This is a genomic window from Limobrevibacterium gyesilva (assembly GCF_025989185.1).
In the GTDB taxonomy this organism is placed as follows: Bacteria; Pseudomonadota; Alphaproteobacteria; order Acetobacterales; family Acetobacteraceae; genus Limobrevibacterium; species Limobrevibacterium gyesilva.
Genome location: NZ_JAPDNT010000044.1, coordinates 1 through 24,904, shown reverse-complemented (window position 1 = coordinate 24,904; position 24,904 = coordinate 1). Strand labels below are relative to the sequence as shown.

Below are 24,904 nucleotides of genomic sequence, written 5' to 3'. Positions count from 1 at the left end.
CGGGGGGGGGGGGGGCGGGGGCGTGGCGGCGCGGCTTTCGGCCTCGGTGTGGGCGAGGCGCATGCGCAGGCCGGAGGTGTCCACGCCCGGCGCCGCCGCGGCGGCGGCAGCCAGGACGGCGGCCGATTCGGCGGGGTCGATCAGCCCCTGCGCGGCGAGGCGGCCGAACAGGGCGGCGGCGGCGTGGGCCGCCGGCGGATCGAGCGGGTGGCGCATCAGGCGGCGCCGGCGAGGGCGTGGGGATAGGGGGTGCCGGCGAAGGCGGTGCCGGCGGTGATGGCGTCCCACGCCGCGGGATGGCCGGGCGGCAGCGGCTCGCGGGCGGGGTCCTGCGGCTCCGCCGCGGCGGCGCGGCGTTGGACCGGCGGGGGCAGGCGGGCGCCGAGGCGGCGGCCACGCTCGATGGCGGCGTTGCGGCTGACGTCGAGGGCGGCGGCGATGGCGTCCCAGCTGGCGCCCTCGCCGCGGAGGCGGCGGATCCGGGCGTCCTGGGGCGGGGTCCAGAGGCGTTTCTGCGGCATGGCGTGAGGCTCCGTCAGCGGGTCTGACAGGACGTTAGTTTCAATAACTGTCGTCTGTCAACATAACTAACGTTGCTCGGTTAGGAAGCTTCACGTAGACAGGCGGCATGGCCGTGAAACCGCATGCCCCCGCCGCCGATTCGCAGTCCGACCCCAGGGCGGGCGCGGGCGCGCGCATCCGTGCGGCGCGGCAGGCGCGCGGGATGACGCAGGAGGCGTTGGCGCGGGCGGTGGGGGTGACGCGCAGCGCGGTGGCGCAGTGGGAGACGGACCGGTCCGGCCAGGTTGGCGGCAACCTGGCGCGGGTGGCGCATGCGCTGGGGGTGGCGGCGGAATACCTGCTGACCGGGGCGCTGCCGGCGGGCGGCGGGCCGGCGGCGGCGGATGGCACCGAGCTGGCGCTGCTGCGGCTGTACCGGGCGTGCTCCGACGAGGACAGGTCGTTTCTGCTGCGCACGGCGGCGCGGCTGGCGCGGCAGGCGGAGCAGGAGGCCGGCGGCGTCCCTGGTTCCGGCGCGCGTTAACGAGATCTTAATTGTTTAAATTCTATTAATTCTTGGCGGGAACGGCATGCTGCAATGCAGCAGGACTTCATGTTCGTTAGCGGAATGGAGGGGCGTCCATTTTCGGGACCCGACTCCAGAAAAAAACGACATCCTGTTCTCGATCGGCGAACGCAGCCGCGATGCGGGGTTTCGTATGCCGGCGCGGCGCCGTTAACCGATCAAAAAACTTAAGTGAATCAGCACGTTCCAGCTCGCATACGATGGCGTTCCGAAATCGCACCGAAAGGGCGTATGCAACCGTATGTTTCAAAAGGCTAATTTCGGCGCTTATCTCGTTTTTGTCAGCAGGTTTTGTGGATTCTCCCTTGCCATAAGACACGGCGCCGCACTAGAAACTCTTAACCTGAGTTAATCGCCGAGGGGCTGCAGTCTGATGACAACAAACGTAACGGTTCAGGCGAACGTGTCGAGCCAGATTCTGGTTCCGTTCACCTCTGCCGCGAACGCCGCGGCGGCACAGGCGGCGCTGAATGCCGTGAATTCGCTGGTGATCGGCGGCAGCCTCGAGCAGTACGTGCCGACGGCCGGATCCGGCCCCATTCCCAACGTGCCGACGCCCGATTTCCTGGGGGGCGTGGTCGACACGGTGCCGGCGAGCCTCAATTTCGGCGTCCTGCCCAACGAATACGTGTCGTTCGTTAACGGCGGCACCGGGTTGGCGGTGGCGATTGGCGGCCCGCTCACGAAGGTGGTGGTGTCGGGCGCGGACAGCTCGCTGCTGTACGTGAACCAGAGCACCCATGGTCAGGTGTTCCTGGGCGGCGGCAACAACTACATCGCCAACGCGTTCTCGACGTCGAAGATGGCAGTGAACGTTGACGGCAGCGACTCGCTGTTCGGCAGCGCCTCGGTCGTCGACGTCTCGACGGGTGCTGCGACGGTCAACGTGTTCAACCACGCGCTGGTTGACATCGAGACCGGCAACGCCACCAGCAGCGGCACGGGCCATGTCGTTGTCCAGCCCGGCACGGCCGGCGTGATGGTCACCGGCTCGTCCACGGTGCCCGTGACCGTGTCCGGCACCGCGGGCTCGACGACGTATTTCATGGCCAATGGCTCGAACGGCGGCGGCGGCGCCTTCATCAACCCGGGCGCCGGCGACATCGTGGTGTTCCCGGGCGGCACCAGCAGCGCCACGCTGTTCGGCGGCACCAAGGTGTTCGGCGACCAGACGATCACCGGCGCGGCGTTCACCGGCTCGGCGACCGTTGGCGGCGCTTCCGGCTACTACGAAGGCGGCTCGGCCGGCCACAACCTGCTGAAGTCCAGCACGGTGGCGGGTGCGACGACCCTGGTGGGCGGCGGCGACGGCGACATCCTGTTCGTGTCGGGCGCCCACGACGTGGCCGTTACCGGGTCGGGGCAGAACGTCATCATCGCGACCGACAGCACCGTGAACGGCGGCGCGACCTACGGCGTCAGCGGCGGCACGGGCACGGTGCTGGGCGCGCAGAGCGGCCACAACAGCTTCTTCCTGGGCTCGGGCAACTACACGCTGGCCGGCTTCCACGACGTCGGCTCCGGGACCTTCGCCGGCAGCGTCTATAATATCCTGTCTGCGACGGTCGGCGGCGCCGGCAACTTCACCATCGTCGACTTCCTGCCCTCGCTGGTGAGCGGCAGCACCACGGTCAGCTACGACAAGGTCGAGCTGGGCGGCCTGACGGCGACGATCAGCACCTCCGGCGCCAACTCGACGGCGGTGCTGTCCGACGGGACGACGATCACGTTCCAGAACGCCCACGTCACGAACTTCGGCACCTACCTGGCCTGATCAAGGCCGGGATTGCCGATACGGCCGGCGAAGGCCAACTTCGCCGGCCGCTATCGGGCCACGGGGACTTACCAGCGCGCTGCCCTTTCGGGGCGGCGCGCTTTTCTGTTGTCCGGGCTGGTGGCAAGGGGACATGGGCGGCAGGGAGCCCACGCAGATCCGTGGGTTCCGGGTGCGCCCTTGCGTGGCCTGTTCTTCGCCTGCCGCCTATGCGGACCGATCGCGCAGAAGCATCAGATGCCAGTCGGTGATGCGCACGGTGAGGCGCCGTTGCGCGTCGCCGGGGGGGAGCACCAGCCAGGCGCTGCCGTTGGTCCAGCGCCAGCGGTGGTGGGCGTTCTGCTCGGAAGGATGAAAGCCGGGGCCGGGCATGGGGCCGTCGAGGTCGATGGCCTCGCCGTCCAGCGCGAGGCCGATGACGCAGACGCCGAGGCGGCGGGTGTCGCGTTCGGCGGGCGAGGCGCCGGAGGACGATGCGATTCGCACCGGGCCGGTGTCGGCGGGCAGCAGGAAATCGAACGCGCCGGGCTCGGCTGCGGGTTCGGCGGGGATTTCCAGGCCGTTCGCGAACAGGCGCACGGGGTGGTGCGGATCGTCCTCGACCGGCGCGGCATCGGGCGGGGTGGGCAGCGACGGCTCGGCGGCGGCGGCACGGGCCTGCAGCGCAGCGCGCAGCGCCATGATGCCGGGGCCGGGGAGCAGCATCGGCGCGCACAGGCCGGTCGGCGGGCCCGGCTCGCGCAATGCGCCGACCGGCGTGTTTTCGGCACGGATGGCGCCGTGGGGCGCGGTGGCGACGATGTGCCAGGTGTGCATGCCGGTGGCGGGCTCGCGGGTGATGCCGGCGCCGTTCACCAGGGCACCGGCGGGAACCAGCCGCGCCGCCGCCGACTCGGCGTCGGCGTCGGCGTCGTTGACGTCGCGGAGCAGCAGCAGCGCCTCGGCCGGCAGCACGAGGTCGCGCCGCGGCATGTCCGGGCCGAGGGCGCCGGCGCGGATGCGGACGGGGGTGGCCAGGTGCGGGGTGGGATGCCCGGCGACGTCGATGCGGTGGCAGGTGACGCTGTGCACGGGCAGCTCGATCGGGCCGATGGCCGCGTGGGCGAGGACGGTGTCGCCGGGCCGCAGATCCTCGACCGGACAGTCGGCCTCGGTGTCGCCGCGGCGGACGGCGATGCGGGTGCCGGCGATGAAGCTGCCGCCGACCGGGAAGGGTCTGGCGGGGGCGGGCGCGCGAGGCGGCGCCGATTCGGCGTCCTGCGCGGGGGGCGCCTCTATCGTCTCGGGCGCGGGTGCTGCGGGGTTCGCGGCGGCGCGGCGCGGGTTGCGCTTGCGGCGCGGCCCGGAGGCTGGCTGCGTCATGTCCGGCTCAGCCTTTCTTCTCGTACGGGTTCTCGGTGCCGCCAGGATACATCGTGGCGGTCAGGTCGGCGGGCTTGACGTTCCAGGCGAGCTGGCACGGGCCGGTCTTGCGCACCAGCACCGCCGAGCCCTCGTAGCCCGCGGCGCGTTCGGCGTATGCCTTGATGGGGCGGTAGATGAACGGGATGATGAACTGCTCGCTTTCCAGCATGCGCTCGACGATCTCGAAGCCGGTGCGCGGGTTGAACAGCGCGTCCCAGGCGGTGTCGGAGAAGCGCCAGAAATCCCAGGGGATGTCGTGCATGCCCAGGGTCTGGTGGGTGAAGATGAGGGCGATGCCGCCGGGCTTGAGCACCTGGTTCATCTGCGCCGCGACCGACCAGGGCATCATCAGGTGCTCGAACACGCTGACGGAATAGACGGCATCGAAATGACCGGGCGGGAACAGGCGGCCCAGTTCGTGGGCGTCGCCGACCACGTCGACGTTGTCGCCGTCGAGGATGTCGAGCACGGTGGTTTCGGCGGACCTGAATTCCTGGCTGCGGTCGATGCGCGAGCGGTTGCGCCCGCCGATGTCCAGCACACGGGCGCCGGGCATGGCGTCCACCGTGTCGATGAAGCGGCGCATCATGGCGCCGCCGGGATAATGGCTGAGGCGGTCGGCGCAGAGCTGGAGCAGCGGGATGGTGGCGGACCAGCCGGACTCGGTGGTGAAGGTGACGGCGGCGTTGTCGCTCAGCCCTTCGCGGGGCTGCAGGTACTGGATGCTGAAGCCCTTGCCGGGGCCGTAGGCGGCGATGACGCCGCCATGGTCGATGCCGGTTTCGGTGACGCAGCCGACGGTTTCCTCGTTGGCGACGGCGACGCTGCGCAGGCGGTCGTTCGGATGGTGGAACCAGCCGGACACGCGCACCGTGTTGAAGAACTTCGCGACCGTGTCGACCATGAACTCGTAGCCGTCGATCTGCATGTGTTCGCCTGTTGTTGGTCCGCGGCGCCGGGGCGCAACCGGGCATGATACAGAGCCCAGGGAGTTAGCAGACGCGGCACCGCCTGCAAAGCGCGCGCTGCGTGCTTGACGGATGCGCGGCCATGCCGGACATCGTGCCCGCAGACGCATGGTTCGAGGGGTCCGGAATCCGCGATGCAGTGGCTTGACACCAGACGGGCGCCGGCGGCGCTGCGCTGCACCTATTGCGGGACCAGCGGGGATTTCGCGCACCACACGTCGTTCAGCTACATGGGGCGGGATTACGCGCTGTACTGCTGCCCGCTTTGCGCGAGCCTGATCTACGACCCGCCGGACATCGTGGTGGCGATTCCGAAGCCTTACACCGAGGCGTACAAGCAGAACATCCGGGTCGGGAACAAGTACTATCTGGAATCCGGCTATTCCGCGGACTTCATTGCGCGGTGCGGGCTGGCGGCGATGTCCGGGGTGCCGCAGGCGGCGTGGAAAGACCATTTGTTCGTGGATGTGGGGGCGGGGCTGGGGCTTGGCTCGTACCTGATCCAGAGCATGTTCGATATCGAGACGCTGGTGATCGAGCCGTCCTATACCGGCGAGCTTGGCCGGGAGCTGCTGGGCATCGAGATCCACAACGCCTATTTCGAGCACCTGCCCGCCGACGTGATGGCGCGGCTGGAACGCAAGCCCACCCTGCTGCACCTGAACTCGGTGATCGAGCATCTGCGCGATCCCGGCGCGGTGATCCGCGAGCTGATGCAGCGGACGCGGATCGAGGTGATCGCCGCGATCGTGCCGGATGCCGCGGCGATCGACACGAACGCCTCGTTCACCGCGATGCTGCCGTATCTGGCGCCGGGCGACCATCTGCATCTGCCGACGGCCGAAGGGATGCGGCGCCTGTTCCATGGGCTCGGCTTTGCGCATTGCGAGGTGCGGCAGGTGGGGGCGCTGCTGATGGCGGTGGGGGCGCAGCGGCCGATCGCGAGCCCGTCGCAGGCGGAGATCGATGCGGCGCGGGACCGGTTCCTGGCGAAGCTGGTGGGGCACCCGAACGTGCAGGTTGCCGGCGGGGCCGCCGCGCGGCTGCTGCCATTGGCGCTGGCGACGGGCGACGAGGCGCTGCTGGGCCGCATCCGCGCGCGCTTCGCCCAGGATCTGGACGCCGGGCAGTTGACGGCGATGGTGAAGGGCGGCGGGACATGGGCGGAGATTCCGTTCCATCTCGGCCCGACCGCCTTCTGGCTGGCGGTGGATGCATTCAGCCGCCATGTGAGCGAGGCCGGCTATGTCTGGCTGGACCTGGTGGAGGCGTTCGCCGAGCGGATCGCGGTGGACTATCCGCCCTATTCCATGCAGTCGCTGGACTTCAAGTGGGAGTCGCGCATGTATCGCGCGCATTTCCTGGCAGCGGAGGGGCGCGGGCGCGCGGCGGCGATCTGGCTGGAGAGCGTCGTGGAGTCCGCGGCCGACGCCGTGCGGGGGGCGCGGCCGGAGCAGGTGGCGCGGGCACGAGTCGCGCTGGAGGCGGTGCTGGCCGCAGCACCCGGGCCGCTGCCGGCGTCACCGGCCGCGGAGGAACAGTCCGAGCCGGCGCTGCCCTGATCGGCGGGGCGGGCGATGCCGGGGCGGCGACCGCCCCGGCGAGTGGGGCTCAGCCGGCCCCTTCGACCAGGCGGATGTCGCGTTCGGCGCCGTTGCCGAGGGCGTCCAGCGCTGCCTTGTAGCCGGGGCTGTTGTAGGCGGCGCGGGCGTGGGCGAGGCTGTCGAACTCGATGATGACGGTACGCTGGGCGAGGCCGGCTTCGTAGACCTGGGCGGCGACGCCGCGGGCCAGGAAACGGCCGCCCGCGGCTTCCAGCGCGGGGCCGGCGAGCTTGGCGTAGGCCGCCAGCGCCTCGGGGTTGGTGACGGCGCGGTAGGCGCTGATCCAGTAGGCCTTGGGCATGCGTGCTTCCTCGTGCGTGACGTGACCGCCCCCGGGTTTGCGGGGGCGGCGTGATGCTGCGCGCGGGGCGGCGGTTTGTGAATGACTAAAGCGCTGAGAGCGTTACCACCGCGACGCCGCGGCTGAGGATGCCGAGCTCGGCCGCGGCGCTGCGCGAGAGGTCGATGATGCGGCGGCGGGTGCCGGGGCGGTCGTTGATGGTGACGATGACGGAGCGGCCGCTGCCTTCGAGGGTGACGCGCACCTTGGTGCCGATGGGCAGGGTGGCGTGGGCGGCGGTCAGGGCGTTCTGGTCGTAGCGGGCGCCGCTGCTGGTGCGCCGGCCATGCCAGCGGGCGCCGCCATACCAGGAGGCGATGCCGGTCTGGCTCCAGGTGGATTGGCCGGTCTGGTCGTTCCAGACGGGGCCGATGCCGGCGAAGCCGTCGGTGGCCGGGGTGTCGATGGGCGTGGCGTCGGCGCTGGCGGTGTGGGCGACGATGGTGGTGGCGGGGCCGCGGCGGGCGGCGTTGCGGTGGGGGGTGGCGGGCTTGCGACTGTCCGTCGCCGGGAGAGCCCTGCGGGTGGCCTGTGTCTCAGGCCCCGCGGTGGGGGTGCCGGTGGTGGCGGCCATGGCCGGGCCCACGAGCATCATGGACACGACCATGCCGGGGAATACCCTTCTGGCGCGTGAGATCATCCTTAACTCCATCCGTCGGAACGCCGGGGCGGTGTTATGCCCAGGGTTCATTTCAACGGCCTTATCTGACCGTCTGGGTCAGCAACGTAATGACAAGCCGAGGTCTCATCGGACCGAAGCATTATCTATCCGAAGCCACATCGAGAAACCGCCGGGCCCGAGACGCCGGGGGCGGGAATAGGTGGGATCAAACGGCGGGCATTCAGCCAACACATGCCGGCGAGATCAACCCCTAATCCTTGGCGGCGGGGGGTTAGTGCTGGGCCAGATTGTGTCATAACTGTGGAGCGCCGAAAGAGCTGACGTTCGACTTGCGGCGCACACACTTGATTTTCCGGTATATCCACCATGCACATCCTGGCGCGAAACGACCAGGTTGCGGCTGCGAAGGGCGGCGGGCCTGTGTTCATTTTGTCAGGAGCGCCGGTACGGGACCGTGCGAATTAGGAAAATATACGCAGGGGCGACGATTTTCCTTGCCCATGTGCCCCAATTTCCTGTATCACTTTCGACATGATCGACGGCGTGCGCGGGCAACCCCCGGCACGCCGTTTCGCGTTTGTGGCGGGTTCGGTGGGCAAGCGGGCGATGGGCGGCTTCCTGCAGGGGCCTCGGCCGTCGCAAACGGAATTGTTCTGCAGGCGCGTCGATCCCATGGCCGAGCGTGCGCGGCAGCATTCGCTGGCGGAGTGGGCGCGCCGGGCGTTGCGGCCGGCCGGGCAGCGGCCGGCGGCGCATCACAAATTGCTGCTGCAGCGGCTGGAGCATGTGGCTGAGGGCGGCTGTGACCGGCTGATGGTGCTGATGCCGCCGGGGAGTGCGAAATCCACTTATGCGTCGTTGATCTTTCCGGCCTGGTGGCTGCATCGGCATCCTCGCAGCTCGGTGATCGCCGCGAGCCACACCGCCGACCTGGCCGCGCATTTCGGCCGCGGCTTGCGCAATCTTGCGCTGGAGAACAAGGCGTTTCTGGGCTTCGAGCTGCAGCGCGACAGCCATGCCGCGCATCGCTTCGCGACCGATACGGGGGGTGAATATTTCGCCACGGGGCTGGGTGGCGGGATCACCGGGCGGCGCGCCGACCTGGTGCTGATCGACGACCCGATCAAGAGCCATGCGGAGGCGGACAGCGCGGCGCATCGCGACCTGGTGTGGAACTGGTATCGCAGCGAGCTGCTGCCGCGGCTGAAGCCGCGCGGGCGCGTGGTGCTGATCATGACGCGCTGGCATCAGGACGACCTGGGCGGGCGGCTGTTGCAGAACGGAGACGACTGGACGGTGCTGCGGCTGCCGGCGCTGGCGGAAGCGGACGATCCGTTGCGGCGGCGGCCGGGCGAGGCGCTGTGGCCGCAATGGGAGGATCGCGCGGCGCTGGAGCGCAAGCGCGCGGTGGTGGGGCCCCGGGTGTGGGCGGCGTTGTATCAGCAGACGCCGCGGCCGGATGGCGGGGCGTTGTTCCGGGTGACGCGCATCGATGTGATCGAGGCTGCACCTGCGGAGTTGCGAAGCGTGCGGGCCTGGGACCTGGCGGCGACAGCGGCCGGTGAAGGGCGCGACCCGGACTGGACGGTGGGGTTGAAGCTGGGCCGCGATGCGGCCGGGCGGATCTTCGTGCTGGATGTGGTGCGGCTGCGCGGCGGGCCGCACGAGGTGGCCGACGCGATCGTGCGCACCGCGCGCCAGGACGGACGGTCGGTGGCGGTGGGCTTGCCGCAGGACCCCGGGCAGGCCGGCAAGCAGCAGGTGGCGTGGCTGACGACTCTGCTGGCGGGGCATCGCGTGGTGGCGTCGCCGGAGACGGGGGCGAAACTGACGCGGGCGGGGCCGGTGGCCGCACAGGTGGAGGCGGGCAACCTTTCGCTGCTGCGCGCGACGTGGAACCGGGCGTTGCTGGACGAGCTGCGGGAGTTTCCGCAGGCGCGCAAGGACGACCAGGTGGATGCGTTGAGCCGGGCCTTCGCGATGCTGGCGCAAGCGCCGGCGCCGGCGCGGCGGCTGCATGTTTCCTTGATGGCCCGGTGACGCCGGCGCCGCGGTGAAGGCGGACAATGTTCGATACGATCTGCGATCTGATTCCCGTCGATCCGGCCTATCCGCAGCGCGTGCGGCGGCTGGACATCCTGACGCGCGTGCTGGAGGGACGACTTTATGATGTGCTGCCTTACCAGTTTCATGAGGAGCGTGGCGCGGGCGGCGAGTATATCCCGCTGCGGCAGCGCCGCCCGAGCGTGCGCTATCCGCTGGCGCGCATCGTGGTCGATGATTCGCTCGCGCTGGTGTTCAGCGACGGGCATTTTCCGACGCTGGATTGCGCGGACAAGCGCGTGCGCACGGCGCTGGCTGACCTCGGCCGGGAAGCCGCGCTGAACGAGGTGATGCTGGAGGCGGCGTTGCGCGGCTCCGTGGGGTCGGTGGCGATCCTGATGCGGGTGCTGCGCGGGCGCGTCTTCTTCGGCGTGCTGCAGTCGCTGTACCTGACGCCGGAATGGGACCCGCAGGAGCCGGATACGCTGCTGCGGGTGACCGAGCGCTACAAGGTGACGGGCGCGGTTCTTGCAGCGCAGGGCTACGACGATGTCGAGCCGCAGGCGGAATACTGGTTCATGCGGCAATGGGGTGCGCAGGCGGAAACCTGGTTCCGGCCGTGGCCGGTAGCGGTGCCGCAGGCGCCGGTGGAGGATGCGGCGCGCAGCGTGCGGCACGGGCTGGGGTTCGTGCCGATCGTGTGGGTGCGCAACCTGCCGGGCGGGGATGACGTCGATGGCGCCTGCACGTTTCGTGCGGCGGTGGAGACGACGATCGAGATCGACTACCAGTTGAGCCAGGCCGGGCGGGGGCTGAAATACAGCAGCGACCCGACCTTGCTGATTCGCGAACCCGCAGGCAGCGACAACGAGATTGTCCGCGGTGGCGGCAACGCGCTGGTGGTGAGCGAGAAGGGCGACGCCAAGCTGCTGGAGATCGGCGGCACCGCGTCGGCCGCGGTGATCGAGTATGTGCGCACGTTGCGCGAGTTCGCGCTGGAAGGCGTGCATGGCAACCGCGCCAGTGCCGAGCGGCTGACGGCCGCGCAGTCCGGCCGGGCGCTGGAGATGATGAACCAGGGGCTGGTCTGGCTGGCCGACAATCTGCGCGTGAGCTATGGCGGCGCGCTGCTGCGGCTGGCGCGCATGGTGATCCGGGCGAGCAACCTGTACCGGCTGCGCACGCATGGCGAGGCGCTTGCACCGATCGATCCCGGCGTGCGGCTGACGCTGAACTGGCCGCGCTGGTATGCGCCGACGGCCGAGGACCGGGAGCGCGACGCCCGCACGCTGCAGACGCTGGCGCAGGCCGGGCAGATCTCGCGCCTGACCGCCGTGAAGTCCATCGCCGACGTCTATCACATCGACGACGTGGCGGCGGAGATCGAACGCATCGCAAGCGAGAGGACCGCATGAGCGAAGACACCACTGATCCCGCTGCCCTGGAGGAACGCGCCGTGGCGCTGGAGCGGCGGCTGGCGGAGATCGAGGCGACGACGAACGCGCGGCTGGTGCGCGCCGAGCTGAAGGCGGAGGCGGTGCGCGCGGGGATGGTCGATCTGGACGGGCTGAAGCTGGTCGACACCGCCGGCGTCACGCTGAACGCGCAGGGCGAGGTGGAGGGCGCGGCCGGGCTGATGCGCGAATTGCGCCGGGCCAAGCCGTGGCTGTTCGGGGGGGCGAGCAGCTCCAGTTCCGCGAGCGCGCCGCCGGCGCAGCCGCCGCGGCCGAAGCGGGCGACGGAGATGAGTTTCGAGGAGTGGCAGGCGGCGCGGGCGGAGATGCTGCGCCGGCGCTGAGGCTGCGGGCTGCACGGGGCGCCTGCGCAGCCGGTTTCGTTTGAGTCCGACAACATGAACCCGGACGGCCTGCACGCGAGGTTGCGTGCGGGGCGGCACAACCATGAGGATCACCATGGGCATCCAGAACTTTCCCGCGGCGTTGCAGCCGGTCATCCAGCAGGGCTATCTGGAGCGCGAGTTCCAGCACGCGCTGCAGTCGCGGCTGGGCTATCGGGCAGTTGCCGACCGCGAGGAATTCGCCGTGGGCATCGGCGAGACGCTGACCAAGACGCGGGCGGGGCTGAAGCCCAGCGTGACCACGCCGCTGGTGCCGGCGAGCAACACCAATCTGGACAACGGGCTGGTGGCGCAGAGTTTCGGCGTGGAGCAGTACACGATCACGCTGAACCACTACGCCGCCACCACCGACCTCAACATGGTGACGAGCCGTGTGGGCATCGCCAGCCAGTTCCTGCTCAACGCTGCCATCAACGGCGAGCAGGCCGCGCGCAGCCTGGACGAGCTGGCGCGCAATGCGCTGTTCGCGGCGTATTTCGGCGGCAACACGCGGGTGCGCGCCACGCTGGACGACGCGGGGCCGGCGGTGGCGGTGGACGATGTGCGCGGGCTGCAATTCGTGTTCGTGAACGGCGTGCCGACGCCGGTGGGCGGTGCGTCGTCGTTGACCGTGACCGTGGGCGGCAATCCCTACACGCTGGTGGGGGTCGCGGTGGACAACGTGAATGTCTCGACCGCGCCGGGCGGCGTTTCCGGTGTGCTGACCTTCGGTTCCCCGGTTTCCGTGGCGGATGCGACGGCGGGGAACACGGTGACGGCGGCGACCGCGAGTGCGGTGATGCGGCCGAACGGGCGCGGCAACACCGCGCAGCTGCAGACCGGCGACGAGCTGACCATGGCGGTGCTGCTGAATGCGGTGGCGGTCTTGCGGCAGAACGCGGTGCCGGAGATCGACGGTGTGTACAACTGCTATCTCGATCCGGTGTCGGCACGGCAGCTGTTCGCGGACAACGATTTCCGCCAGCTGTTCCAGGGGGCGACGTCGGCCAACCAGGTGTTCCGCAAGGGCATGATCAACGACTTCCTGGGGCTGCGCTTCATTCCGACCACGGAAGCCTATGTGCAGGCGCATCCGGCGCTGGGCGGGACGGTGGTGCGGCGGCCGATCATCTGCGGCAAGGGCGCGCTGATCGAGGGCGATTTCGCCGGCATGGCGGAGGCCGACGTGGCGCCGAGCGACAGCATCATCTCCATGGTCGATGGCGTGGCGATGGTGACGCGCGAGCCGATCGACCGGCTGCAGCAGATCATCGCGCAGTCCTGGTACTGGATCGGCGGGTTCTGCGCGCCGTCCGACATCACCACCAATCCGGCGACGGTGCCGACCGCGACCAATGCCACGTTCAAGCGCGCGGTGATGGTGGAGCATATCGGCTGAGGCTGTGTGGCGGGCGGGGAGTGCGGCGATGCCGTTCAGCGAGCGGGAGCGCACGGACGTGCGGCGTTACTGCGGGTTTCCCGCGCATGGGGCTGGCGCCTCGGGGTTTCAGGGGTGGCGGTTCTACCAAGTGTACGGGCTGCTGGAGCACCGGCTGAATTTCCTGACCGGATCGGAGGAGGCGGTGGTGCGGCAGTACCTGATCACGCTGGCGCAGCTTGAGGCGGCGATTCCGATCGCGGCGGGGAATCTGGATACCGAGCAGGCGGCGGTGTGGAAGCGCAACGCCAATGAATTGCGCGAGCGCACGCGCCTGTTCGATGACTGGCGCCGGCGCCTGTGCGGGTTCCTGGGCATTCCGCCCGGGCCCGCGCTGGGCGAAGGCGGCCTGGTGCTGGTGGTATGAGCATGGGGGCGGGGCGGGTGCAGGACATGGTGCGGCGCGGCCTGGGGCGGGCGGCGATGGCGCTGGGCGAGCCATGCGACGCGTTCCGCCCGGACGGCGCGCGTGCCCCGGTGACGGCGGCGAACCGGTTCCTGCGGCTGCCGGCGTCGTTCGCGCCGCCGGGGGAGGGGTACGCGCGGCCGCCGGCGTATGGGCAGGCGTTGTGGTGGGGCATTTTCGATGCCGCCTATACGCGGCCGGGCGATTATCTGCGCCGCGGCGACGGGGCGGTGTGGTTCATCGCGTCGCAGGAGCCGCTGCTGCCGGTGCTGTGCGTGCGGGCGGAGCGGGTGGTGGATCTGCTGCGGCCTGCGGGGGCGGTGCAGCCGGGATTGAACAGCTATGGCGGCGTGGTGCTGGCGGCGGCGGAGACGCTGCTTGCGGGGTGGCCGGCGAGCGTGCTGGCGGGCGGCGGCGGCGGCGGCGGCGGCGGCGGCGGGATGCGTGATGCCGGGTTGCCGGGGGAGGCGCCCGCGGGAAGCTGGGTGGTGCTGCTGCCGGCGGTGGCCGGGGTGGCGTTGCGCCGCGGCGACCTGATGACCGACGACCTCGGGCGGACCGGGGTGGTGGCGTCGGCGGAATTGTCCGCGCCGGGCTGGCGTCTCGTGGTGAAGCAGGCGGCGCCCTGACATGGCCGATCAATCCGATGTCGAGACGATGCTGGCGGACCTGGTGGAAGGCGCGCTGTATCCGCAAGGGACGGGCGCGCCGAGCCTGCCGGGCCGGGTGTGCCGCATCTATCGCGGCTGGCCGAATGCGGCGGCGCTGGAGGACGACCTGGCGGCCGGGCGGGTGCATGTGACCGTGTTTCCCGAGGCGGGGCGTCAGCGCAACACCACGCGCTGGCCGGACGATTTCGTGGTGACGGCGCCGGTGGCGCCAGTGCTGACGATCGGCGTGCGCGGGGTGACGGCGACGCTGGGCGGGCGGGCGGATGCGGGGCAACTCGCGGGGCTGCTGGTGGATAATCTTGCGGTGGTGCATCGCACGCGCGACGGCGACACGCCGGAGCTGGTGGCGGCGGTGCTGGCGAGCCAGGTGCGGACGCGGCGCATCGCCTTGCTGGCGGGGGCGGCGGTGACGGTGCCGGGGGCGGGGCTGGTGGTCGGGCGCGTGGTGGCGGACCAGCCGGCGCTGCGCGAGACACGCAGGCAGGTGCAGGGGTTTCGCATTTCCTGCTGGTGCCCCGATCCGGCGACGCGCGATGCGGTGGCGTCGGTGGTCGATGCGGCGTTGTCGGCGCAGGCGTTCATTGCGTTGCCGGACAGGACCGGCGGGCGGCTGCGGTTCGTGTCCTCGGTGGTGCGCGACGACGGCCAGGATGCGGCGTTGTACCGGCGCGACCTTGTCTATGACGTGGACTACGCGACCACGGTTTCCGCGCTGTTGGCGTCGATGATCTTCGGCGACGTGACGGTTGCGCCGGCCGGGGCCGGGGTCGTGCAAAGCCTGCTGGGATGACGGAGAGGGATTCCATGAATTTTCATCTGGTCGTCGTGCGCCCGTTCGGGGCGTACGCGAAGGGCGACATCGTCACCGATGCCGCGGCGGTTGCGGCGATTCTCGGCAGCGAGAATGCGCGCGACGTCGTGCGCGTGGCCGTACGGGAGGGCTGAACCATGCCGATCGTCCAGCAGGGCAGCATCAATACCACGGCGCTGGTCGTGCCCGATCTGTATGTGCAGATCGTGCCGCCGCAGAACCTGGTGCTGAACGGCGTGCCCACCAACGTGGTGGGCGTGGTGGGCAGCGCGGCCTGGGGGCCGGTGGGGCAGCCGGTGATCGTTGCCAGCATGGCCGACTATGCGCGCAATTTCGGGCCGCTGCTGGCGCGCAAGTACGACATGGGCACGCAGGTGGCGACCGCGGTGCAGCAGGGGGCGGCGGATTTCCGCTGCGTGCGCGCGACCGACGGCACCGACACCGCGGCCGCGTTCCAGTTGCCGAACACGAGCTTCCTGTTCACCGCGCTGTACACGGGAAGTCTGGGCAACCGGATCACGGTTGCCATGGGCACCGGCTCGAAGGCCGGGACCTGGCGGCTCGCGGTGACGCTGCCGGGGTTCCAGCCGGAGGTGTTCGACAATATCGGCGGCACCGGGGCGGCGTTCTGGCAGGCGCTGGCGGCGGCGGTGAACAACGGGCTGGGGCCGCAGCGCGGGCCGAGCCAGATCGTGGTGGCGAGTGCCGGCACCACGGCGGTGGCGCCGGTGGGGTTCGCGTGGGGCTTCGAGACGGGGGCGCCGGGCAGCGATGGCGCGAGCGGGGTGACGGCGGCGAGCCTGGTGGGCGTGGACACGGCGCCGCGGCAGGGCATGTATGCGCTGCGTGGCCAGCGCTGCAGCATCGCCGTGCTGGCGGATGCCGATGACGCCACGCAGTACACGCCGCAGGCCGCGTTCGGGCTGTCCGAGGGGATCTACATGATCCTGGTCGGGCCGGTGGGCGACACCATCGGCAATGCGGTGTCGGTGAAGCAGTCGGTGGGGCTGGATGCGTATTCCGCCAAGCTGATGTTCGGCGACTGGATCTGGTGGAACGACCAGGTGAACCAGCAGCTGCGGCTGGTGAGCCCGCAAGGGTTCGTGGCCGGGCGGCTGGCGAATCTGTCGCCGGAGCAGTCGAGCCTGAACAAGCCGCTGTATGGCGTGATCGGCAGCCAGAAATCCGGCAATCCCGGGACCGGGCAGATCACCACCTATTCGGCGGCCGAGCTGGGCGTGCTGCTGCAGGCGGGCATCGACGTGATCGCCAATCCGCAGCCGGCGGGCAGCTTCTGGGGGGTGCGCGGGGGGCACAATGCCAGCTCGAACGCCGCCACCAGCGGCGACAACTACACGCGGCTGACCAACTACATCGCGGCGACGCTGGCGGCGGGGATGGGGCAGTATGTGGGGCAGGTGATCAATGCCGGGCTGTTCCGGCGCATCCGCGCGACGCAGTTGAGCTTCCTGCAGAACATGCTGGCGCAGGGGCTGCTGGGCAGCACCGACGGGGCGCTGCCGTTCAGCGTGATCTGCGACGCGACCAACAATCCGCCGTCGCGCACGGGGCTGGGTTACGTGCAGTCCGACGCGCAGGTGCAGTACCAGGCCATCAACGAGAAGTTCATCGTCAACATGGAAGGCGGCCAGACCGTGCAGGTGCAGCGGCAGACGCTGCCGGGCATGCCCGGGTCGCTGGCGGCGTAAGGAGAACATCCAGTGCCCAGCAACAATTTTTCCGTCGGCCGCGATTGCCAGCTGGTGGTGATGGGGCCGTTCGGCCGGGTGGACCTGACCCACGTGACGGGGTTCGAGAGCCGGCAGGTGACGGCGCCGGTGCGGGTGGACCGCATCGACGGCACGCAGCTGGCCGCGGAATTGCCGAAGGGGTGGGACGGGTTCTTCGAGCTGGAGCGCGGCAGCTCGGCGGTGGATGATTTCGTGGCGCGGGTGGAGGCGGCGTTCCATGCGGGGGGCGCGGTGCCGGCCGGCACGCTGTATCAGTACGTGGCGGAGGCGGATGGCTCGACCAGCACGTATCAGTATGACGGCGCGGTGTTCAAGCTGAGCCAGGCCGGCGTGTGGCGGGGCGACCAGAGCGTGAAGCAGCGGCTGGAGTTCTTCGCCAGCACGCGCCGGCGCATCTGATGCAGCACAGTCCTTCCGCGCGGCTGGTGGCCGCGGCGCAGGCGGCACCGGAGGTGGTGGATGCGCAAGGACGCAGGCTGCAGCTGCGGCGTTTGACGGCGCTGGACAAGCTGCGGCTGTTCAAGGCGGCGGGGCCGGTGCTGGCGCAGAACCGGCCCTGGCTGGGGATGGCGGTGCTGGCGTGCTCGGTGGCCGCGATCGACGACGTGCCGGTGCCCGCGCCTGGCAACGAGGGCCAAATGGAGGCGCTGGTGCAGCGGCTAGGCGACGCGGGCATCGCGGCAGTGGCGGCGGCGCTGGGCGAGGACCAGGCGCCGGTGGACGTGGCCGCCGCAAAAAACTGAGTGGGCACCCCGAGCTGGTCGACTGCCTGTATCTGTGCCGGAACGGGGTGCCATTCGACGTGGCGTTCAGCCTGTCGGCCGAGGAGCGGCTGGCCTGGGTGGTGGCGCTGGGGACGCTGGACGGGCGCGTGTTCGATTTTTCCCGGCTGTGCTGGAAGGAGCCGCCATGAGGGTGGGCGAGCTGGCCGTGCTGCTGGCGCGGGTGGATGTGCGGGCGCTCGCGTTGGAGGCGGTGCGGGCGCAGGCGGCGGCGATGGCCGAAGCGGTGCGGACGGGGCTGCCGGTGGGGGCGTTGCGGGAGAGCGTCGGCGTTGTGGCGACGGCGGACGGGGCGGTGGTCGGCTCGGCGCTGGCGGCGGCGGCGCGCCGGGAGTTCGGCACTGCCGGCGCCGCGCCGGTGCCGTTCCTGGGGCCGGTGGCGGCGCAGCGGGGCGCGGAGCTGGCGCGCGCCGTGGGTGAGGCGGTCGCTGGCGTGCTGGGAGGGGTGTGATGGAAGAGGCCTATACGGTCGGCATCCGGCTGGCGCTGGAGGACGAGGTGTCCGCGGGGATCGCGGCGATCAGCGGCGATCTGGCGGCACTGGACCGCGCCCTGGCGGTGACGCAGGCGGGGTTGGCGGAGCTGGCCGGGGGTGCGGGGCACGCGGCGGCGGCGGATATGCAGCGTGTGGCGCGGCAGGGTGAGCGGTTGGTGCAGATGCCCGAGGCGGCGCCCGTGGTGGAGCGGCCGCCGGTGCCGCGGCCGCGCGTGGAAGTGGCGCCGGTGGCCGCGGCGCCGGTGGTGCGCGTGGACGCGCCGGGTGCCGCTGCGCCGACTGTGCAGGAAAAGCGTGTGGAGGTGCCGGGTGCTGCGGCACCGGTGCCGGAGGCGCGGGTGGCTCCGGTGGCCGCACCTGCGGCGTCGGCCGAGGTGGTGCCGCCGCCGGCGGGGGTGGCGCCGGTGGTGCGTCTGCTCTCGCCGATGCCGCCGCCGGTGGCGCCTGAGGCCGCGGGGTTTGCGCCTGGTCCCGTGGCGGCGGCGGCTGAGCCGGCGGCGCCGCGGGAGACGCGGATCGTCGAGCGGCATCAGCAGGTGCTGTTGCGCGAGGTGGAGCATGTGCGCGCCGTGGCGCCGGCGGCCGTGCCCGAGGTTCCGGTGGCACCGATGGCGCCGGTGTCTGCTTTGGCGCCGCCATTGCCGTCCGCCGCGCCGCAGGGGGCGCCGGTGCCCGCGGCCTCCGGGCCCACGCATGGGGACGTGTTCCTGGACGGCATGCGCGTCGGGCGCTGGATGGCCAATACGATGGCGCGCGAGGTGGCGCGGCCGCAGGGCGGCGGGACGTTCTTCGATCCGCGCATGGCGCCGGCCTGGCCGGGCTCGTTGCAAGGGAGCTGAGCGATGGCGAACGCATTGCTGCTCGGCCCGGTGCTGTTCCAGACATTCGAGTTGCCGGAACGGATCTCCTGGGGCGGGGCGCAGCGGCTGACCGTGCATCGGCTGCCCGGGGGCGCGCGGGTGATCGACGCAATGGGGCGCGACGATGCGCAGATCACGTGGACCGGCGTGTTCACCGGATCGGATGGCGGGCTGCGGGCGCGGCTGGTGGACCTGATGCGGGCCGACGGGGCGGTGTGGCCGCTGACATGGGACAGCTTCTTCTATTCGGTTGTCGTGGCCGAGTTCCGGGCGGATTACGCGCGCGCCAACTGGATTCCCTATCGCATCGCCTGCACCGTGTTGCGCGACGAGGCAGAGGCGCTGGTGGAGGCGGGGGTGTCGCTGGCAGCCGGCGTGCTCGGCGACCTGGCGGCGGCGGATGGGCTCGGTGGCGTCGTGGACATGGCGGCGCTGGCGGTGCCCGGGGCGGCGACGCGGGGGACGGCGGCGTATGACTCCGCCGTGCGCTCGGTGGACGGCGCGTCGACGCAGATCGACGGGTCGATGACGGCGGCGGATGGGCAGATGGCGGCGGCGTCGCTGGATGGGCCTTCGGGACTGGCGCAGGCGAGCGGGGCGGCGGGGGAACTCGCAGGGCTGGCGCAGGCGCGCGGATATGTGCGGCGGGCGCAGGCGAATTTGCGCAATGCGAGTACGTAAGGCCAAGGGCTTTGCCCTTGGAACCCAGTCAAGGCGAAGCCTTGACAATCCAATCCTTCTCTTGGCTGCGGCAGCAGCCTTCAGTTGATATCCGATAGCAATTGAAGGCTGCTGATGCAGCCAAGAGAGTAGCGGTTTGCAAAGGCCTCCGGCCTTTGCCGGGTGCAGGGCAGAGCCCTGCGTCTTCTTCTTCCAGGTAGGACCTTCAGGAAATGCGTAGCATCACTGTCGCAGGCGGGAACCTGTTTCGCATCGCGGCCGAGCAGTTGGGCGACGCGACGCAGTGGATTCGCATCGCGCGGCTGAACGGTCTGCTCGATCCGATGCTGACCGGCGTGGTGACGCTGAAGCTGCCGGAGCGTGATCCGGGGGCGGGTGGCGGCGTGGCGGTGCAGTGAGCGGCATGAGCGGGGTGCTCGATTTCGGGGTGCGGCGGCCGCGGTTGCGGGTGTTGGCGGATGGCGCGCTGGTGGGCGGCGTGATCGATGCCGAGGTAATCAACAACAACCATTATGCGGCGGATCGGTTCCGGCTGACGGCGGCGGACCCGGCGGGGTTTGCCGCGCTGGCGGGGCGGGCGGAGCTGCAGGTTGATGTGCAGGTCTCGCTGGATGGCGGGTTCGCGTTCACGAGCCTGATCCAGGGCGCGGTCGATACGGTCGAGATCGATGTCGCCGGCGGCACGGTGCATCTGGACGGGCGGGATCTGTCGGCGGCGCTGATCGAGGCGCGCACGCAGGAGACGTTTGCCAACAACACCGCGAGCGAGATTGCCGAGCAGCTGGCCGCGCGGCATGGGCTGACGCCGGACGTGCAGCGGACGACGACGCCGGCGGGGCGGTATTGGCAGCTTGAGCATGACCGGATCGTGCTGAACCAGTTCGGGCGGGCCACGACGGAGTGGGACCTGCTGGTGACGCTGGCGCAGTTCGAGGGGTTCGATGTGTGGGTGAGCGGGACCACGCTGCATTTCCGGCCGCCGCCGGCGGCGGTGGCGGCGGCGGTGTTGCGGGCGGCTGATGTGACCGGGTTGCGGCTGGAGCGGTCGTTGACGCTGGCGCGCGACATCCAGGTGACGGTGAAGAGCTGGAACAGCCGCCAGCAGAACGCGTTCGTGCAGACGGCGCGCCGGCGCACCGCGTCGCGCGAGAGCGGGCGGGTGCAGAACTATGTGTATGTGGTGCCGAACCTGACGCCGGACGAGGCGCTGAAATACGCGCAGGCGCGGCTGGCGGAGCTGACGCAGCATGAGCGCGTGGTCAGCGCGGAGATGCCGGGGGACCTGGCGCTGATGCCGCGGATGATGCTGCGGCTTGAGGGCACCGGCACGGCGTTCGATCAGGACTACTGGATCGATCGCGTGGAGCGGCAGGTGTCGGTGGCGCATGGGTTCACGCAGTCGCTGCGGGCGAAGAACGCGAGCACGGGCAGCCAGGCGACGGCGCCGGGGGACAAGGTGATCAGTGTATGGACCGCTTCCTGAATGCGTTGAAGGCGCATGCGCAGGCGCTGGATCGGGCGCAGGCGCAGCCGCGTTTCGCGCTGGTGGCGAGTGTCGATCCGGCGCGATACGCGGCGCGGGTGACGTTGCAGCCCGAGGGCGTGCTGACCGGGTGGCTGCCGATCCTGTCGCCGTGGATTGGCGCGGGGTGGGGCATGGTGTGCCCGCCGCGTCCGGGCGACCAGGTGCTGGTGGTGGCGCAGGAGGGCGATGCCGATAACGGCGTGATCGTCGGCGGCAGCTTCAGCGATGCGGCGCGGGCGCCGGCGGCGCCGGTGGGCGAGCTGTGGCTGGTGCATGCGAGCGGCAGCTTCGTGAAGCTGCAGAACGACGGGACCGTGCGGGTGCAGGGCAACCTGCATGTGGACGGCAACGTGTTCGTGCAGGGCGACATCGAGGACCGGCATGGCGCGCTGGCGCGGCTGCGCGATCGTTACAACATCCATACGCATCCCGATCCGCAGGGTGGCAGCACGTCGTTGCCGGTGCCGCGGGATGCGGACGAGGGCGCATAGCATGGCCGATGCGTGGCATCAGTTCGGGGCCGACCTGGTGGTCGGCGCCACCGGCGATCTTGCGGCCGCCGACGGCCCGGTGCTGGGGCAGCAGCGGGTGCTGCGGCGGCTGCTGACCAATCCAGGTGATTACATCTGGGCGCCGGCCTATGGCGCGGGGCTGGCGCGGTTCGTGGGCAGCCCGGCCAGTGCCGCGCAGATCCGCGCCGTGGTGCGCAGCCAGATCTTCAAGGAGGCGGCGGTGGCGCGGGCGCCCGAGCCGGTGATCGACGTGGAGCGGGACACCGCTGGCACGGTCTATGTGCACATCCGTTACGCCGACGCGGCGAGCGGGGCGACGCAGGTTTTGTCATTCTCGGTTGGCAACGGATAGCGGACATGCAGCTTCAGCTTCGGAATTTCGCGTCGCTGGTGGAGGGTGCGGCCGCCGCGGTGCAGGGGGCGGCGCGGCAGCTGGTGGACCTGACGGCGGGGTCCACGCTGCGGGCGCTGCTGGAGGCGAATGCCTCGATCGCGCTGTGGCTGCAATGGCTGATCCTGCAGGTGCTGCAGATGACGCGGGCGGCGACCAGCGTGGGGGCGGATCTGGATAGCTGGATGGCGGATTTCACGGTGACGCGGCTGCCGGCGGTGGCGGCTTCGGGGAGCGTGACGTTCGCGCGGTTCGCGCCGGTGGGGGCGGCGCTGGTGCCGGTGGGCACGGTGGTGCGGACGGCGGATGGCACGCGGAGCTTCGGCGTGGTGGCCGATCCGATGCATCCGGGATTCAGCCAGGCCCAGGGCGGATATGTGCTGGGTGCGGGCGTGGCGTCGCTGGACGTGCCGGTGACGGCGCAGGCGCCGGGCAGTGCCGGGAATGTGCAGGCGGGCGCTGTGTCGTTGATCGTGGCGGCGTTGCCGGGCGTGGATACGGTGGGCAATGCCGCCGCGTTCCTGGGCGGGCTGGACGGGGAGGGCGATGCGGCGTTCCGCGAGCGGTTCGGGAGCTTCCTGTCCAGCCGGTCGCGGGCGACGGCGGCGGCGGTGGGGTATGCGATCGCCAGCGTGCAGCAGGGGCTGCAATACGTGATCCGGGAGAACACGCTGCCGGACGGCTCGGTGCGCATGGGCAGCTTCCTGGTGACGGTGGACGACGGCTCCGGCCATCCGCCGGAGGCGCTGCTGGCGCGGGTGGCGGCGGCGGTGGAGACGATGCGGCCGGTGGGGTCGAGCTTCGCGGTGCAGCCGCCGGTGGTGGCGTGGGCCGATGTGGCGATGGCGCTGACGATGGCGCCGGGGGCGGCGCATGTGGTGGTGGCGGCGCAGGTGGCCGATGCGGTCACGGCCTATGTGAACACGCTGCCGATCGGGGCGGTGCTGCCGTGGTCGCGGCTGGCGCAGGTTGCCTATCAGGCGTCGCCCGCGGTGACCAATGTGGCGGCGGTGCTGCTGGACGGCGGGACGGGCGACCTGGCGCCGGGGGCGTCGGGCGTGGTGAAGGCCGCGTCCGTGGTGGTGAACTGACATGGCGCAGGGGACGCAGACGGGCGGCGTGGCGGACATGCTGGGCCGGCTGAAGGCGGTGTTGCCGCCGCGCTGGTTCGCCGACGAGACGCCGGTGCTGGACGCGGTGCTGGGCGGGTTCGCGGCGAGCCGGGCGTGGCTGTATTCGCTGCTGGATGCGGCGAAGTTGCAGACGCGGCTGGCGACGGCGACGGACGCGTTCCTGGACATGATCGCGCTGGACCTGTTCGGGCGGCACCTGGCGCGGCGGGCGGGGCAGGGCGATGCGGCGTTCCGCGCGCGCATCCAGGCGGAGATCCTGCGCGAGCGCGGCACGCGGGCCGGACTGGTCGGCGTGCTGACGGAACTGACCGGGCGCGCGCCGGTGGTGTTCGAGCCGGCGCGGCCGGCGGATACCGGCGGGTGGGGTGTTGCGGCCGGCTATGGCGCGGCGGGCGGCTGGGGCAGCCTGGTGCTGCCGTTCCAGTGCTTCGTGACGGCGTATCGGCCGGTGGGCGAGGGCATCGCCTTCGTCAGCGGCTGGGGCTGTTCTGCCGGCGGCTACGGCGGCGGCGCGATCGAATACGCCAGCCTGGCGATGGCGCAGGTGCAGATGACGGACGCGGACATCGCGGCCGCCATCGCCGGCGTGATGCCGGTGGGCGCGATCGCCTGGACGCGGATTTCCAACTGACCGGGCGCGGCGCCCCGGATAGCAAACAACCAGGACGGATCTTCATGGATCGGAATATCGTCTATCCCGGCAGCATTCCGCTGGATACGGATCTGCTGAACACCAACCGCAACGTGATGGTGGCGCTGGGCTTCCTGGCGCAGGCCACGCTGGGCAGCTCGACCGTGGTGGACGGGCTGGCGCTGTCGGCCACGCAGCCGGCGAGCATGACGGTGAATGTGGGGCCGGGCTCGATCCTGGCGCTGTCGACGGTGGATGCCAGCGCGTATGGCTCGCTGGCGGCGGACACCAGCGATCCGCTGGTGAAGATGGGCATCAACCTGGTGACGACGCCGCTGGCGATCACCGCGCCGGCGACGCCGGGGCAGTCGCAGGCCTACCTGATCCAGGCGACGTTCGCCGAGACGGATACCGGGCCGACGGTGCTGCCGTACTACAACGCGGCCAACCCGGCGCAGCCTTATGCCGGGCCGAACAACACGGGGGCGAGCCAGAACACCGTGCGGGCGCAGTGGGTGACGATTTCGCTGAAGCCGGGCGTGCCGGCGGCGAGCGGGACGCAGGCGACGCCGGCGGTGGATGCCGGGTATGTCGGGCTGTACGTGGTGACGGTGACCAACGGGCAGGCGCAGATCGGCGCGGGCGATCTGGTGAATGCGCAGTTGCCGTCGGCACCTTTCATTCCGCAGAAGCTGCCGGCGGTGCAGCGCATTCCGGCGGCGGTGACGTTCGCCGCGAGCGGCAGCTTCACCGTGCCGGTGGGGATCAGCCGCCTTCGCGTGCGGGCCTGGGGCGGCGGCGGCGGCGGCGGTGGCGCCTCGGGCGCGGCGTCCGGCGGCTCGGGCGGCGGCGGCGGCGAGTTCCGGGAAGGGGTGTTCGCGGTGACGCCCGGAAGCGTCACCGCGGTGACGGTGGGTGCCGGCGGGGCCGGCGGTGCTGCGGGCACCAGCGGGACGGATGGCGGGGTGTCCTCGGTGGCCGGGCTGATCCTGGCGCAGGGCGGCAGCCGCGGCGTGGGCGCGGCTGGGGCCGTGCAGGGGGCCGTGGGCGCCGGGGGGACCGGCGGCGCGGGCGGGCATCTGGCGGGGCCGGGCGCGCCCGGCGGCGGTGCCACGGCGTTCAGCGGGACGCTGGTGG

General features: G+C 70.8%; 31 protein-coding genes. 25 read left to right on the top strand and 6 right to left on the bottom strand.

The annotated features are described in order from the left end of the window. Positions 1 to 216, bottom strand: a 216-nt coding sequence (locus OL599_RS24260) for a hypothetical protein (protein WP_264716632.1), incomplete at its 3' end; no start/stop codon positions are given. Beyond that, positions 216 to 521 (bottom strand): AsnC family protein, encoded by a 306-nt coding sequence (locus tag OL599_RS24255; protein ID WP_264716631.1) that lies wholly within the window; start codon positions 519 to 521, stop codon positions 216 to 218. The genes OL599_RS24255 and OL599_RS24260, both read right to left, overlap by 1 nt. A 107-nt stretch (positions 522 to 628) precedes the next feature. Between OL599_RS24255 and OL599_RS24250 the strand changes: the two genes are divergently transcribed. Together OL599_RS24250 and OL599_RS24245 are read left to right on the top strand one after the other, a co-directional pair. Then, complete coding sequence (locus OL599_RS24250) at positions 629 to 1,045, top strand: helix-turn-helix domain-containing protein (protein WP_264716630.1); 417 nt, start codon at positions 629 to 631, stop codon at positions 1,043 to 1,045. A 415-nt stretch (positions 1,046 to 1,460) separates the two neighbouring features. Then, positions 1,461 to 2,861 (top strand): hypothetical protein, encoded by a 1,401-nt coding sequence (locus OL599_RS24245; RefSeq protein WP_264716629.1) that lies wholly within the window; start codon positions 1,461 to 1,463, stop codon positions 2,859 to 2,861. 207 nt (positions 2,862 to 3,068) lie between these two features. Here OL599_RS24245 and OL599_RS24240 read toward each other — a convergent pair whose 3' ends face one another. Both OL599_RS24240 and OL599_RS24235 read right to left on the bottom strand, forming a co-directional pair. Further along, the gene (locus tag OL599_RS24240; RefSeq protein ID WP_264716628.1) at positions 3,069 to 4,223 is read right to left on the bottom strand and encodes a Hint domain-containing protein; all 1,155 of its coding nucleotides are present in this window, start codon (positions 4,221 to 4,223) and stop codon (positions 3,069 to 3,071) included. Positions 4,224 to 4,230: 7 nt separating this feature from the next. Further along, on the bottom strand, positions 4,231 to 5,193 hold the full coding sequence (locus tag OL599_RS24235) for a class I SAM-dependent methyltransferase (protein WP_264716627.1): 963 nt from the start codon (positions 5,191 to 5,193) through the stop codon (positions 4,231 to 4,233). 174 nt (positions 5,194 to 5,367) lie between these two features. On the opposite strand from OL599_RS24235, the gene OL599_RS24230 reads away from it, so the two are divergent. Continuing rightward, on the top strand, positions 5,368 to 6,795 hold the full coding sequence (locus OL599_RS24230; protein ID WP_264716626.1) for a class I SAM-dependent methyltransferase: 1,428 nt from the start codon (positions 5,368 to 5,370) through the stop codon (positions 6,793 to 6,795). A 49-nt stretch (positions 6,796 to 6,844) separates the two neighbouring features. On the opposite strand, the gene OL599_RS24225 is transcribed toward OL599_RS24230, so the two are convergent. Together OL599_RS24225 and OL599_RS24220 are read right to left on the bottom strand one after the other, a co-directional pair. After that, entirely contained in the window at positions 6,845 to 7,138 is a 294-nt protein-coding gene (locus OL599_RS24225) for a DUF1330 domain-containing protein (protein WP_264716625.1), read from the bottom strand. An 85-nt stretch (positions 7,139 to 7,223) separates the two neighbouring features. Continuing rightward, positions 7,224 to 7,817: a septal ring lytic transglycosylase RlpA family protein gene (locus OL599_RS24220; protein WP_264716623.1), complete on the bottom strand. Its 594-nt coding sequence runs from the start codon at positions 7,815 to 7,817 to the stop codon at positions 7,224 to 7,226. Between the two features lie 654 nt (positions 7,818 to 8,471). Here OL599_RS24220 and terL point away from each other — a divergent pair. The 22 genes from terL to OL599_RS24110 all read left to right on the top strand — a co-directional run. Then, the gene (gene terL, locus OL599_RS24215; RefSeq protein WP_264716622.1) at positions 8,472 to 9,839 is read left to right on the top strand and encodes a phage terminase large subunit; all 1,368 of its coding nucleotides are present in this window, start codon (positions 8,472 to 8,474) and stop codon (positions 9,837 to 9,839) included. Between the two features lie 26 nt (positions 9,840 to 9,865). Next, entirely contained in the window at positions 9,866 to 11,257 is a 1,392-nt protein-coding gene (locus OL599_RS24210) for a phage portal protein (protein WP_264716621.1), read from the top strand. Continuing rightward, complete coding sequence (locus tag OL599_RS24205; protein ID WP_264716620.1) at positions 11,254 to 11,640, top strand: hypothetical protein; 387 nt, start codon at positions 11,254 to 11,256, stop codon at positions 11,638 to 11,640. Before OL599_RS24210 ends, OL599_RS24205 begins: the two co-directional genes overlap by 4 nt. A gap of 115 nt (positions 11,641 to 11,755) precedes the next feature. Next, the gene (locus tag OL599_RS24200; protein ID WP_264716633.1) at positions 11,756 to 13,078 is read left to right on the top strand and encodes a DUF4043 domain-containing protein; all 1,323 of its coding nucleotides are present in this window, start codon (positions 11,756 to 11,758) and stop codon (positions 13,076 to 13,078) included. A gap of 28 nt (positions 13,079 to 13,106) precedes the next feature. Continuing rightward, on the top strand, positions 13,107 to 13,484 hold the full coding sequence (locus tag OL599_RS24195) for a hypothetical protein (RefSeq protein WP_264716619.1): 378 nt from the start codon (positions 13,107 to 13,109) through the stop codon (positions 13,482 to 13,484). Then, positions 13,481 to 14,152, top strand: a complete 672-nt coding sequence (locus OL599_RS24190) for a hypothetical protein (protein WP_264716618.1) — start codon at positions 13,481 to 13,483, stop codon at positions 14,150 to 14,152. The genes OL599_RS24195 and OL599_RS24190 overlap by 4 nt, the downstream gene beginning before the upstream one ends. A gap of 1 nt (position 14,153) precedes the next feature. Then, positions 14,154 to 14,984 carry a hypothetical protein gene (locus tag OL599_RS24185; protein WP_264716617.1) on the top strand — a complete coding sequence of 277 codons (831 nt, stop codon included), beginning with the start codon at positions 14,154 to 14,156 and terminating at the stop codon, positions 14,982 to 14,984. 14 nt (positions 14,985 to 14,998) lie between these two features. Further along, a complete protein-coding gene (locus OL599_RS24180; RefSeq protein WP_264716616.1) occupies positions 14,999 to 15,139 on the top strand; it encodes a hypothetical protein in 141 nt (46 codons plus the stop codon). 3 nt (positions 15,140 to 15,142) lie between these two features. Beyond that, positions 15,143 to 16,714 carry a phage tail sheath protein gene (locus OL599_RS24175; protein ID WP_264716615.1) on the top strand — a complete coding sequence of 524 codons (1,572 nt, stop codon included), beginning with the start codon at positions 15,143 to 15,145 and terminating at the stop codon, positions 16,712 to 16,714. 12 nt (positions 16,715 to 16,726) lie between these two features. Then, a complete protein-coding gene (locus OL599_RS24170; protein ID WP_264716614.1) occupies positions 16,727 to 17,155 on the top strand; it encodes a hypothetical protein in 429 nt (142 codons plus the stop codon). Continuing rightward, on the top strand, positions 17,155 to 17,499 hold the full coding sequence (locus OL599_RS24165) for a hypothetical protein (protein ID WP_264716613.1): 345 nt from the start codon (positions 17,155 to 17,157) through the stop codon (positions 17,497 to 17,499). Before OL599_RS24170 ends, OL599_RS24165 begins: the two co-directional genes overlap by 1 nt. Before the next feature lie 47 nt (positions 17,500 to 17,546). Further along, positions 17,547 to 17,669, top strand: coding sequence for a hypothetical protein (locus tag OL599_RS24160; RefSeq protein ID WP_264716612.1), 123 nt, complete (start codon positions 17,547 to 17,549; stop codon positions 17,667 to 17,669). Beyond that, a complete protein-coding gene (locus tag OL599_RS24155; protein ID WP_264716611.1) occupies positions 17,666 to 17,989 on the top strand; it encodes a phage virion morphogenesis protein in 324 nt (107 codons plus the stop codon). Before OL599_RS24160 ends, OL599_RS24155 begins: the two co-directional genes overlap by 4 nt. Next, a complete protein-coding gene (locus OL599_RS24150) occupies positions 17,989 to 18,873 on the top strand; it encodes a hypothetical protein (protein WP_264716610.1) in 885 nt (294 codons plus the stop codon). The genes OL599_RS24155 and OL599_RS24150 overlap by 1 nt, the downstream gene beginning before the upstream one ends. 3 nt (positions 18,874 to 18,876) lie before the next feature. Continuing rightward, positions 18,877 to 19,575 (top strand): hypothetical protein, encoded by a 699-nt coding sequence (locus OL599_RS24145; RefSeq protein WP_264716609.1) that lies wholly within the window; start codon positions 18,877 to 18,879, stop codon positions 19,573 to 19,575. 212 nt (positions 19,576 to 19,787) lie between these two features. Further along, positions 19,788 to 19,973 (top strand): hypothetical protein, encoded by a 186-nt coding sequence (locus OL599_RS24140; RefSeq protein WP_264716608.1) that lies wholly within the window; start codon positions 19,788 to 19,790, stop codon positions 19,971 to 19,973. Positions 19,974 to 19,978: 5 nt separating this feature from the next. Next, a complete protein-coding gene (locus OL599_RS24135; protein WP_264716607.1) occupies positions 19,979 to 21,058 on the top strand; it encodes a phage late control D family protein in 1,080 nt (359 codons plus the stop codon). Further along, a complete protein-coding gene (locus OL599_RS24130; RefSeq protein ID WP_264716606.1) occupies positions 21,043 to 21,591 on the top strand; it encodes a phage baseplate assembly protein V in 549 nt (182 codons plus the stop codon). The genes OL599_RS24135 and OL599_RS24130 overlap by 16 nt, the downstream gene beginning before the upstream one ends. Position 21,592: 1 nt before the next feature. Then, a complete protein-coding gene (locus tag OL599_RS24125; RefSeq protein ID WP_264716605.1) occupies positions 21,593 to 21,964 on the top strand; it encodes a hypothetical protein in 372 nt (123 codons plus the stop codon). 5 nt (positions 21,965 to 21,969) lie between these two features. Then, on the top strand, positions 21,970 to 23,094 hold the full coding sequence (locus tag OL599_RS24120; protein WP_264716604.1) for a baseplate J/gp47 family protein: 1,125 nt from the start codon (positions 21,970 to 21,972) through the stop codon (positions 23,092 to 23,094). 1 nt (position 23,095) lies between these two features. Further along, the gene (locus OL599_RS24115) at positions 23,096 to 23,767 is read left to right on the top strand and encodes a hypothetical protein (protein ID WP_264716603.1); all 672 of its coding nucleotides are present in this window, start codon (positions 23,096 to 23,098) and stop codon (positions 23,765 to 23,767) included. A gap of 44 nt (positions 23,768 to 23,811) precedes the next feature. Then, positions 23,812 to 24,904 (top strand): glycine-rich domain-containing protein (locus OL599_RS24110; RefSeq protein WP_264716601.1); only part of this gene is annotated, 1,093 nt, incomplete at its 3' end.